At 74.0% G+C, this 11,265-nt stretch carries 10 protein-coding genes; 8 read left to right on the top strand and 2 right to left on the bottom strand.

What is annotated here, in order from left to right:
• On the bottom strand, positions 1 to 349 hold a 349-nt coding region (locus tag AB7J25_RS02860), incomplete at its 3' end, for a DUF305 domain-containing protein (RefSeq protein WP_428504665.1).
• A gap of 7 nt (positions 350 to 356) precedes the next feature.
• Entirely contained in the window at positions 357 to 1,118 is a 762-nt protein-coding gene (locus AB7J25_RS02855) for a DUF3105 domain-containing protein (RefSeq protein WP_428504663.1), read from the bottom strand.
• Between the two features lie 102 nt (positions 1,119 to 1,220).
• Between AB7J25_RS02855 and argS the strand changes: the two genes are divergently transcribed.
• From argS to prmC, 8 genes are all read left to right on the top strand, one after another.
• Positions 1,221 to 2,870, top strand: a complete 1,650-nt coding sequence (gene argS / locus AB7J25_RS02850; RefSeq protein WP_428504661.1) for an arginine--tRNA ligase — start codon at positions 1,221 to 1,223, stop codon at positions 2,868 to 2,870.
• A gap of 73 nt (positions 2,871 to 2,943) precedes the next feature.
• Positions 2,944 to 4,395 (top strand): diaminopimelate decarboxylase, encoded by a 1,452-nt coding sequence (gene lysA, locus AB7J25_RS02845; RefSeq protein WP_428504659.1) that lies wholly within the window; start codon positions 2,944 to 2,946, stop codon positions 4,393 to 4,395.
• Positions 4,396 to 4,454: 59 nt separating this feature from the next.
• Positions 4,455 to 5,471, top strand: a complete 1,017-nt coding sequence (thrC, locus tag AB7J25_RS02840; RefSeq protein ID WP_428504682.1) for a threonine synthase — start codon at positions 4,455 to 4,457, stop codon at positions 5,469 to 5,471.
• Positions 5,471 to 6,364, top strand: a complete 894-nt coding sequence (gene thrB / locus AB7J25_RS02835) for a homoserine kinase (RefSeq protein WP_428504657.1) — start codon at positions 5,471 to 5,473, stop codon at positions 6,362 to 6,364. Before thrC ends, thrB begins: the two co-directional genes overlap by 1 nt.
• 363 nt (positions 6,365 to 6,727) lie before the next feature.
• Complete coding sequence (gene rho / locus AB7J25_RS02830) at positions 6,728 to 8,908, top strand: transcription termination factor Rho (RefSeq protein WP_428504655.1); 2,181 nt, start codon at positions 6,728 to 6,730, stop codon at positions 8,906 to 8,908.
• 126 nt (positions 8,909 to 9,034) lie between these two features.
• Positions 9,035 to 9,256, top strand: coding sequence for a 50S ribosomal protein L31 (rpmE, locus tag AB7J25_RS02825; protein ID WP_428504653.1), 222 nt, complete (start codon positions 9,035 to 9,037; stop codon positions 9,254 to 9,256).
• A gap of 73 nt (positions 9,257 to 9,329) precedes the next feature.
• Positions 9,330 to 10,400, top strand: coding sequence for a peptide chain release factor 1 (gene prfA / locus AB7J25_RS02820; RefSeq protein WP_428504651.1), 1,071 nt, complete (start codon positions 9,330 to 9,332; stop codon positions 10,398 to 10,400).
• A gap of 26 nt (positions 10,401 to 10,426) precedes the next feature.
• The gene (prmC, locus tag AB7J25_RS02815; RefSeq protein ID WP_428504649.1) at positions 10,427 to 11,263 is read left to right on the top strand and encodes a peptide chain release factor N(5)-glutamine methyltransferase; all 837 of its coding nucleotides are present in this window, start codon (positions 10,427 to 10,429) and stop codon (positions 11,261 to 11,263) included.
• The last annotated feature ends 2 nt before the right edge of the window (positions 11,264 to 11,265 follow it).

Raw genomic sequence — 11,265 nt, 5'->3', positions numbered from 1 at the left:
AGCCCTGCATGCGACCGATCTCGGCGGTCTGGGTGGACTCGATGTCGTAGGCGAGGGTGCGGACCACGGGGTCGGTCGTGTGGTCGCGCACCCAGGAGGCCATCTGCACGGCCTGCTCGTGGTGGACCGACATGTCCTGGCTGAACCCGACGTCGACCGAGTCCGCCTCGGGCGTGGCCGGGCCGCCGCCGGGCAGCCCGAGCAAGACGCCCGTGGCGGCGCCGAGCAGGAAGATCGCGAGCGCGCCACCGATGGCGACGAGCGCCCGTTGCCAGGCCGGCGTGCCCGCTGTGACCTCCCGCCCGGCCGGGGCGTCGGTCTCGGGATCCGTGCCGGTCGGGACGCTCATGATGCTCCTACTGGGCGGCCTGGCCGCTGATCTCGTCGATCGAGCCGGGAGTGCCCGGTGCGGGCGCCGCGGTGTACGGGGGCGGGGCGGCCTGGGTGAAGCTGCCCGGGCCGAGCTCGTTGCAGGTGCCCTGCGGTTCCGGGACGGTGTACGGGTTGCGCTGCAGCGCGAAGATGAACTGGTCGATCCTCGGGTCCGCGGCGTCGGCGACCTTGAGCTGGTGGCCCCAGGCCTGCACGGAGACCGGCTGGTCCAGGCCGGGGTAGGGCGACATCAGCAGGTACGGCTTGCCGTCCACCTTGGCGCGCAGCTGGGTGAGCGCGTCACCGGTGACCCGGTCCGGGTCGTAGGCGATCCAGACCGCGCCGTGCTCCAGGGCGTGCACCATGTTCTCGTTGCGCACGGGCTGGGTGTAGACCGTGCCGGTGCAGGTCGCCCACGAGTAGTCGTGCGCACCGCCGAACGGCGGGCTGTGCGTGTAGGCCACCTGTTGCGCCGGCCCGACGTGCTGGCCGCCGGTGTACTCCTGGGTGACGATGCCGGGGATGGCCAGCGACGGGTCGCGGTTCTCCGCGGTGGGCGTGAACGGGGCGAGCGTGGCGGCCTGCTCGTCCTTCGCGCGTCCCTGGTAGTAGGCGTAGCCGAACACCGCACCCGCGAAGAGGACGACGACGGTGATACCCGTGATGAGGCCCCACGGCGTGGACCTCTTCGAGACGACGACCGACCGCGCGCCGCGCACGGCCTTGCTCTTGTTGCCGCTGACCATGAACCGTCCAACGTCGTCCGCCGGGTTGCGGTGCCCGAGTGTAGGGGCGTCGGCCGGACGGCCGTCGGGGGCCACCGTCGGTCCAGTCCCTAGACTCGGTCCGTGACTCCCGCCCTGCTCGCCGACCTCGTCCGTGCCACGGCCTCCGACGTGCTGCGCGAGCGCGGTCTCGACACCGGCGTGCTGCCCGACGACGTGGGCGTCGAGCGGCCGCGCAGCCCCGAGCACGGGGACTACGCCACGAACGTGGCGCTGCGCACCGCGAAGAAGGCCGGGGTGGCGCCGCGGGATCTCGCGGGCTGGCTCGCCGAGGCGCTGGCCGCCGCCCCCGGGATCGCGAGCGCGGAGGTCGCGGGGCCGGGGTTCATCAACCTGCGGCTGGCCGCGGAGGCCCAGGGCGCGCTGGTGGGCGACGTGCTCTCCGCGGGCGCGGCGTACGGCACCGGCGACGAGTACGCCGGCCGGAACGTGAACCTGGAGTTCGTCTCGGCGAACCCGACCGGGCCCCTGCACCTGGGCCACACCCGCTGGGCCGCCGTCGGGGACGCGTTGGGCCGGGTGCTCGTCGCGCGCGGGGCGAAGGTCACCCGCGAGTACTACTTCAACGACGCGGGCGGGCAGATCGACCGGTTCGTCGACTCGCTGCTCGCCGCCGCGCAGGGCCTGCCGACGCCGGAGAACGGCTACGGCGGCGCGTACATCGGCGAGATCGCCGCGCAGGTCGTGGCGGCCGAGCCGGGGGCGCTCGAGCTGCCGGACGCCGAGCGGCGCGAGGTGTTCCGCCGCGTCGGCGTGGGGCTGATGTTCGACGAGATCAAGCGCTCGTTGCACGCGTTCGGCACGGACTTCGACGTGTGGTTCCACGAGAAGTCGCTGCACGACTCCGGTGCCGTCGACGCGGCGGTCGAGCGGCTCAAGGCCTCGGGCAACCTCTACTTCCACGACGGCGCGTGGTGGCTGCGCTCCACCGACGAGGGCGACGACAAGGACCGCCCCGTCATCAAGAGCGACGGGCAGCCCGCGTACATCGCGGGCGACCTCGCCTACTACCTGGACAAGCGGGCCCGCGGGTTCGACCTGTGCATCTACATGCTGGGCGCGGACCACCACGGCTACATCGCCCGCCTGCGCGCCGCGGCCGCCGCGTTCGGGGACGACCCGGACACCGTCGAGGTGCTGATCGGGCAGATGGTGCGGCTGTTCTCCGACGGGCAGCTCGTCCGGATGAGCAAGCGCAGGGGCACCGCGGTGAGCATGGACGACCTCGTGGAGTGGGTCGGGGTGGACGCCGCCCGCTACTCGCTCATCCGCTCGTCGGTGGACTCGGTGCTCGACATCGACCTCGACGTGGTGTCCCGGCGCACCAACGACAACCCGGTCTTCTACGTGCAGTACGCCCACGCGCGCCTGGCGTCGCTCGCCCGCAACGCCGCCGATCTCGGCCTGGAACCCGGCGACGCGTACGGGCTGCTGGAGCATCCCCGCGAGGGCGACCTGATCCGCACGCTCGGTGAGTTTCCCGACGTCGTGCGCACGGCCGCCGAGCTGCGCGAACCGCACCGGATCGCCCGCTACCTGGAGTCGCTCGCCGGGGCCTACCACCGGTTCTACGACGCCTGCCGGGTGCTGCCGATGGGTGACGAGCAGGCCACGGACCTGCACCGCGCACGGCTCGCGCTGTGCGTGGCCGCCCGCCAGGTGCTCGCCAACGGCCTGGGCCTGCTGGGCGTCTCCGCGCCGGAGCGGATGTGACCGAGCCTGCGAAGTCACGGTCCAGCGCAGCGACTGCCGTGCACCGCGGCGACGAGCGCAGCGAGGAGCTGACGTGAACGTCCATCCCGCCGGGCCGCTGCACGCCGGGATCCTCACCCCGCCGGACACGGCGGGGCCGCGCCCGGCCGGTGCGGCGGAGCTGGACGCGCTGGCCGCGGCGGTGTGGCCGCGCGGGGCCGCCCGCGGCACGGACGGGGTGCTGCGGCTGGCCGGGATGGACGTCCGCGAGCTCGCGGAGCGCTTCGGCACGCCGCTGTTCGTGGTGGACGAGGCGGACTTCCGCTCGCGGGCCGCCGAGTACGCCGCGGCGTTCGGGGCGCCGTCCGTGCACTACGCGGCGAAGGCGTTCCTCTCCGTCGAGATCGCCCGCTGGGTGGCCGCCGAGGGCCTGTCGCTGGACGTGTGCAGCGGCGGCGAGCTCGCCGTCGCGCTGCGGGCGGGCTTCCCGCCGGAGCGGATCGCGCTGCACGGCAACAACAAGAGCACGGCCGAGCTGGCGGCGGCGCTCGACGCCGGGGTGGGCCGGATCGTGCTGGACTCGTTCCACGAGATCGCCCGCCTGGACGCGCTCGCGACGCAGCGGGACACGGTGGTGGACGTGCTGCTGCGGGCCACGGTCGGCGTGGAGGCGCACACCCACGAGTTCATCGCCACCGCCCACGAGGACCAGAAGTTCGGCTTCCCGATCGCGGGCGGCGGTGGGTACATGAAGGACTCCGACGCCGCGGAGGCGGCGCGCCGCGTCCTGCGGGCGCGGGGGCTCTCGCTCGTCGGGCTGCACAGCCACATCGGCAGCCAGATCTTCGACACCGACGGCTTCGAGGTCGCGGCCCGCCGGGTCGTCCGGTTCCTCGCGCTCCTGCACGCCGAGCACGGTGCGGACGCGCTCGCCGGGGTGACGACGCTGGACCTCGGCGGCGGTTTCGGCATCGCCTACCGGCCGGAGGAGACACCGGTCGACGTCGCACGGCTGGCCGAGGAGCTGCGCGGGATCGTGGCGCGCGAGTGCCACGACGCCGAGCTGGCGGTGCCGGCGATCGCCGTGGAGCCCGGGCGGGGTATCGCCGGACCGGGCACCGTCACGCTCTACGAGGTGGGCACGATCAAGGACGTGCCGCTGTCCGGCGGGTCGCGCCGGTACGTGAGCGTGGACGGCGGGATGAGCGACAACATCCGCACCGCCCTCTACGACGCGGTCTACGACTGCCGGCTGGTGTCGCGCGCGTCGCAGCGGGACGGCTGCGGGGAGGCGGTGCTCAGCCGGGTGGTCGGCAAGCACTGCGAGTCCGGGGACATCGTCGTGCGGGACTGCTGGCTGCCCGCCGACCTCGCGCCGGGGGACCTGCTGGCGGTGGCCGCCACCGGCGCGTACTGCTACTCGATGGCCAGTTCGTACAACAGGCTCCCGCGGCCCGCCGTGGTGGCCGTGCGGGACGGGGACGCGCGGGTGCTGCTGCGCCGCGAGACCGAGGCCGACCAGTTCCGGTTGGAGGTGGGGCAGTGACGGCCGTGAACCTCTCGAAAGCCCGCTGGCCGGGCGTGATCGAGGCATTCCGCGACCGGATGCCGATCGCCCCGGGCGCCACGGTCGTCACGCTGCACGAGGGCGGCACCCCGCTGCTCCCGGCGCCGTACCTGTCCGAGCGCACCGGCTGCGAGGTCTACCTCAAGGTGGACGGCGCGAATCCCACCGGCTCGTTCAAGGACCGCGGCATGACGGTCGCGGTGACCGACGCGCTCGCCAAGGGCAAGCAGAGCGTCCTGTGCGCGTCCACCGGCAACACCTCGGCGTCGGCGGCCGCCTACGCCACCCGCGCGGGCATGACGTGCGCCGTCCTCATCCCGCAAGGCAAGATCGCGCTCGGCAAGCTGGCCCAGGCGGTCGCGCACGGGGCGTCGATCCTGCAGATCGAGGGCAACTTCGACGACTGCCTGGAGCTGGCGCGCAAGACGGTCGCGGACTACCCCGAGATCCAGCTCGTCAACTCGGTGAACCCGGCCCGGATCGCCGGGCAGGCCAGCGCCGCCTACGAGATCTGCGACGAGCTGGGGCGTGCGCCGGACGTGCACTGCCTGCCGGTCGGCAACGCGGGCAACATCACCGCCTACTGGGCGGGCTACCGCGCCTACCACGCGGACGGCCTGGTCCCGGCGCTGCCGCGGATGTTCGGCTACCAGGCCGCCGGCGCGGCGCCGCTCGTGCACGGCGAGCCGGTGCGCAAGCCCGAGACGATCGCCACGGCCATCCGGATAGGCGCGCCCGCCTCGTGGGGTGCGGCGATCCTCGCCCGCGAGCAGTCGGACGGGCAGTTCAAGGCCGTCACCGACGAGGAGATCCTCGCCGCGTACCGGCTGCTCTCGGCGCGCGAGGCCGTGTTCGTCGAGCCGGCGTCGGCCGCGAGCGTCGCGGGGCTGCTGCAGTCGCGCGCGGACGGCACGCTGCCCGCGGGCTCCCTCGTGGTGTGCACCGTCACCGGCCACGGCCTCAAGGACCCGGACACGGCGCTGCTCGCCGCGCCCGACCCCGTCGTCGTCCCGATCGACCCTTCCGCGGTCGCGAACGCCCTGGACCTGGCCTGATGCGATCCGTGCGCGTGCGGGTACCCGCATCGTCGGCGAACCTCGGCCCCGGTTTCGACACCCTCGGCCTCGCGCTCGGGCTGCACGACGAGGTCGAGGCCACCGCGGCCGCCGACGGACTGGTCGTGGAGGTCACGGGCGAGGGTGCGGGGCAGGTCCCGTGCGACGAGAGCCACCTCGTCGTGCGCGCGATGCTCGCGACGTGGAACGTGCTCGGTGGGCGGCCGCCCGGGCTGCGCCTGCGCTGCCGCAACGCCGTCCCGCACTCCCGTGGGCTGGGCAGCTCGGCCGCCGCCGCCGTCGCGGGTGCCGTCGCCGCCGCCGCCCTCGCCGGCCGCGACATCGAGGCGGAGCGCGACCCGTTGTTGCAGCTCACCGCCGGTCTGGAGGGCCACGCCGACAACGCGGCGGCGAGCCTGCTCGGCGGCCTGGTCGTGGCGTGGGAGGAGAGCGGGAATACCGCGCGGCACTTCAACGCTGTACGGCTCGACGCCCACCCGGGGATCGCCCCGGTGGCGTTGATCGCGAAGGCCGAGTCGTCCACGGCGATGACGCGGGGATTGCTGCCCGCGCACGTGCCGCTGGCGGACGCGGCCTTCACGGGAAGCCGCACCGCGCTCGCGGTGCTCGCGTTCACCGCGCGGCCCGAGCTGCTGATGCCGGCCACCGAGGACCGGCTCCACCAGAGCTACCGCCGCCCGGCCTACCCCGAGTCGGCGGACCTGGTGGACGCGCTGCGTCACCACGGGGTCCCGGCGGCGATCTCCGGGGCCGGGCCCACCGTGCTCGCGCTCACCCGGGACGGCAGGTTGCCGGACGGGCTGGATCTCCGGGGATTCACGCCGTGCCCGCTCCACGTCGACGCGGACGGCGCGCACGTCGAGACCGGGTGACCCGCTGATCGGCCGTTGATCGACCGCTGATCAACGGAGAGTGACCGCGACACGACGCCCCGGGCATGGGGGTTGTTGCCGCGGCGACATCGGGGCGGCTACCCTGGCAACCGCAACGGCGATCCCCGCGTCGACCCGCGCGGTCAATCGAGCCGAATCTGCGTATCCCGGACTTCTGGTGATCCGGTTTCGGAGCGAGCGGCCTGTATCCCGTGATCTGTCGCGATGATCGCCGCCCCTGCCTGTCGGGAGCGGTCGCCTCCATCCGCCTGCAGACCGACATGTCGTCCGGCACGCCGTCCGGGCGAGCGTGTGAATCCGCTGATCAGGGCCACGGCCCGATCGGTCAGGAAGGAACATTCGTTGAGCGAGACCGACCTCGTCAGCACCGAGGCCACCCCGACCGCTGCCACCGGCGCTCCTGCGCGGAAGCGGGGCGGACTTACGGGGATGGTTCTGGCGGAGCTCCGCCAGCTGGCCGGCGAGCTGAACATCCCCGGCATCGCGGGGATGCGCAAGGGCGACCTGATCGCCGCCATCAAGTCCGCGCAAGGTGGCGCCCCGACACCCGGCAACGGCGCCCCGGAGGCCGGCGCGACGTCGGGGCCGGTGGCGAAGGGTGCGCGCGCCAAGGGCGACGCGAAGGCGCCCGCCCGGGCCGCCACCAGCGGCGATGACGCCGGATCCCCTGCTGAGACCCCCGCCGAGCCCACCGCAGCGGCCCCCGTGCGCGAGCGTCGCCGGGCCGTCCGCGCGGCGGGAGCGCCCGCCGCCAACGGCGTGCCCACCACGAACGGCGCGAGCGCCGTCCCCGAAGAGGCCCACGTCGCACCGGCCGCGCCCGCCGAGACACCCGTGGCCGCAGCGCCCGCGCAGCCCGCCGAGACCCCTGCCACCCCCGCCACGCCGGACCGGCCCGCCGAGGCCGCCGACGCCGCCGAGGGGGGCGGCCGCCGCCGCCAGATGCGCGGGCGCAACCGCGCCGAGCGCGAGCAGCAGCCCGCTGCCGCGGCGGCTGCGTCCACCGAGGCCACGCCGGCCGCGGGCGCACCGCCCGCCGGCACCGACACACCGGAGCCGGACGGCGACGGCGATCGCGGGCCCCGCGAGGGCCGCCGCAACCGCAACCGCAACGACCGGGGTGAGCGGGGCGGCACCGGCCCGGGCGGGGACCGTCCCGACAACCGGGAGGACACCCGCGGCGGCCGTAACGACCGGGCCAGCGACCGGACCAGCGACCGGAATGACCGGAACGACCGGAACAACGACGGCCCGGACGACTCCGACGACGACGGCGAGGGCCGCGGCCGGCGGGGCCGCCGCTTCCGGGACCGCCGCCGGGGCCGCGACCGCGACCGCACGAGCGGCCAGGGCCGCGAGGGCGTGGACACCGAGGTCCGCGAGGGCGACGTGCTCCTGCCTGTCGCCGGGATCGTCGACATCCTCGACAACTACGCGTTCGTCCGCACCACGGGCTACCTGTCCGGTCCCACGGACGTCTACGTGTCGCTCTCGATGGTGCGCAAGTACGGCCTGCGCCGTGGCGACGCGATCACCGGCGCGGTGCGCGAGCCCCGCGAGGGCGAGCAGTCCCGGCAGAAGTTCAACCCGCTGGTGCGCGTGGACACCATCAACGGGCAGGACCCGGAGCTGTCCAAGCAGCGCCCCGAGTTCACCAAGCTCACCCCGCTCTACCCGAACGAGCGGCTGCGCCTGGAGACCGAGCCCCACAAGCTCACCACGCGCGTGATCGACCTGGTCATGCCCGTCGGCAAGGGCCAGCGCGCGCTGATCGTGTCCCCGCCCAAGGCGGGCAAGACCACGATCATGCAGAACATCGCCAACGCGATCACCACGAACAACCCCGAGTGCCACCTCATGGTCGTCCTCGTCGACGAGCGGCCCGAGGAGGTCACCGACATGCAGCGGTCGGTGAAGGGCGAGGTCATCGCCTCGACGTTCGACCGGCCGCCGACCGACCACACCACGGTCGCGGAGCTGTCGATCGAGCGGGCGAAGCGCCTGGTGGAGCTGGGGCACGACGTCGTCGTGCTGCTGGACAACATCACCCGCCTCGGCCGGGCCTACAACCTGGCCGCACCCGCGTCCGGCCGGATCCTCTCCGGCGGTGTGGATTCCACCGCGCTCTACCCGCCGAAGCGCTTCCTCGGCGCCGCCCGCAACATCGAGGACGGCGGCTCGCTCACCATCTTCGCCACAGCCCTGGTCGAGACCGGGTCGACGATGGACACGGTGATCTTCGAGGAGTTCAAGGGCACCGGCAACGCCGAGCTCAGGCTCGACCGCCGGATCGCCGACAAGCGCGTCTTCCCGGCGATCGACGTCGGCGACTCCGGCACCCGCAAGGAGGAGCTGATCATGTCGCCGGACGAGTACGCGGTCATGGTGAAGCTGCGCCGCGTCCTCGCCGCCCTGGACGACCAGCAGGCCATCGACCTGCTGCTCACCCAGCTCAAGAAGACACGCACGAACATCGAGTTCCTCATGCAGGTCGCCAAGGGCATGCCCGTCGGCGACGACTGACCCGTGCCCACCTGAGCCCCGGCGGGAACACCGCCGGGGCTCCGGTGGTTGAATGACACGTCACTCCGGCTCCGGTTCACCCGTCCACCCCGCGGGACCCGGCGGCCCATCTGAGAGGAACCCGACATGCGCGAAGGCATCCACCCGGACTACGTCACCACGACGGTCCACTGCGGCTGCGGCAACGAGTTCACCACCCGCAGCACCAAGAAGAGCGGCTCCATCCACGTCGAGGTCTGCTCTGCCTGCCACCCCTTCTACACCGGCAAGCAGAAGATCCTGGACTCCGGTGGCCGCGTCGCCCGCTTCGAGGCGCGCTACGGAAAGCGCGCCGCCCGGGCCAAGTAGCTTCCTGCACGGCGTCCACCCGGTTCCCGGGTGGGCGCCGTCGTCGTGTCCGGGGCAGGTGAAGGGAGGTCGAGTGAGCGAACGGGCGAAGGTCGACGGGCTCGTGGCCGAGTACGCCGACCTGGAGAAGCAGCTCGCCGACCCGTCGGTGCACACCGATGCGTCCCTGGCCCGCAAGCTGGGGCGCCGCTACGCGGAGCTGGGCCCCATCGTCGCCGCGTCGCGGGAGCTGGAGTCCGCCCGGGCCGACCTGGAGGCGGCGCGGGAGCTCGCCGCCGAGGACGCCGCGTTCGCCGCGGAGGCGCAGGAGCTGGCCGAGAGCCTGCCCGCGCTGGAGTCCGCGCTCGCGGACCTGCTCGTCCCGCGCGACCCGCACGACGGGGACGACGTCGTGCTGGAGGTCAAGTCGGGGGAGGGCGGCGAGGAGTCGGCGCTCTTCGCGGCCGACCTGGTGCGCATGTACCTGCGCTACGCGGAGCGCCACGGCTGGCGCGCCGAGATCCTCGACGCCGTCGAGTCCGATCTCGGCGGGTACAAGGACGTCACGCTCTCGGTACGGTCCCGGCCCACGGACGCGTCCGGGGTGTGGGCGGCGCTCAAGTACGAGGGCGGTGTGCACCGGGTGCAGCGGGTCCCGGTCACCGAGTCGCAGGGCCGCATCCACACCTCCGCGGCGGGCGTGCTCGTCTATCCCGACATCGGCGCCGACGACGGTGACATCGACATCGACGAGAACGACCTGCGCATCGACGTCTTCCGCTCCTCCGGCAAGGGCGGGCAGAGCGTCAACACCACCGACTCCGCCGTGCGGATCACGCACCTTCCCACGGGCATCGTCGTGAGCTGCCAGAACGAGCGGTCGCAGCTGCAGAACCGGGCGCGGGCGATGGAGGTCCTCCGGGCGCGGCTGCGGGCCCTCGCCGAGGAGGAGGCGGCCGCGAAGGCGTCCGCGGACCGGCGCTCGCAGGTGCGGACCGTGGACCGCTCCGAGCGGATCCGCACCTACAACTTCCCGGAGAACCGGATCTCCGACCATCGCGTCGGCTACAAGGCCTACAACCTCTCGGCCGTGCTGGACGGTGATCTGGACGGGGTCGTCGGCGCGCTCGTCGCCGCCGAGCGGGCCGAGTCGGTCGGGTCCTGACGGCGGCCGGCAGGCGACCGGACCCCATGACCACCCCGGTATCCGACGCCGTCCGGCAGGCCGCCGCGGCGCTCGCCGCCGCAGGCGTGGCGAGCCCCCGCCACGACGCCGAGGTGCTGGCCGCGCACGTGACCGGCGTGGCCCGCGGCCGGTTGCTGCTCGCCCCCGACCTCGACCGGGGGTCCGCGGCGGCCTACCGCGAGCTCGTCGCCCGCCGGGCCGCCCGCGAGCCGCTGCAGCACCTGCTGGGCACGGCCGTCCTCGGCCCTGTCGAGGTCACCGTCGGGCCGGGGGTGTTCGTCCCCCGCCCGGAGACCGAACTGCTCGTCGCCTGGGGCCTGGACGCCGTCGCCGACGTGGCGTCCCCGCTGGTCGTGGACCTGTGCACGGGCAGCGGCGCGATCGCGCTGGCGGTCGCGACGGCCCGCCCGGACGCCGGGGTGCACGCCGTCGAGCGCGATCCCGCGGCGCTCTCGTGGGCCCGGCGCAACCTCGCGGGCCGCGCGGTCCTGCACGAGGCGGACGTCCGCGCGCCGGGCCTGCTGGCCGGGTGGGAGGGCACGGTCGACCTGCTGCTCTGCAACCCCCCGTACGTCCCGGACGCCACGGAGGTGCCGCCCGAGGTGCACCACGACCCGCCTGCGGCCGTGTTCGGCGGCCCGGACGGGCTGGACGTCGTCCGCGCGGTGGTGGCGACGGCGGCGCGGCTGCTGCGGCCCGGTGCGCCGGTCGGGATCGAGCACGACGACACCCACGGCGACGCGGTGCCCGCCCTGCTGCGTGACCACGGGTTCACGCAGGTCACGGCCCATCGCGACCTCGCAGGACGCCCCCGGTTCGCCACCGCGGTCCGCGGCCGCTGAGG

The organism is Pseudonocardia sp., assembly GCF_050246655.1.
GTDB lineage: Bacteria > Actinomycetota > Actinomycetes > Mycobacteriales > Pseudonocardiaceae > Pseudonocardia.
The sequence above is the reverse complement of the archived record's forward strand: the minus strand, read 5'-3'. Positions and strand labels throughout refer to the sequence as shown.

Excerpts from the sequence above, each read along its gene's own strand:
- prmC (WP_428504649.1), top strand. The coding sequence starts at position 10,427 with ATGACCACCCCGGTATCCGACGCCGTCCGGCAGGCCGCCGCGGCGCTC.
- thrC (WP_428504682.1), top strand. The coding sequence starts at position 4,455 with ATGCCGATCGCCCCGGGCGCCACGGTCGTCACGCTGCACGAGGGCGGC.
- AB7J25_RS02855 (WP_428504663.1), bottom strand. The coding sequence starts at position 1,118 with ATGGTCAGCGGCAACAAGAGCAAGGCCGTGCGCGGCGCGCGGTCGGTC.
- rpmE (WP_428504653.1), top strand. The coding sequence starts at position 9,035 with ATGCGCGAAGGCATCCACCCGGACTACGTCACCACGACGGTCCACTGC.
- thrB (WP_428504657.1), top strand. The coding sequence starts at position 5,471 with ATGCGATCCGTGCGCGTGCGGGTACCCGCATCGTCGGCGAACCTCGGC.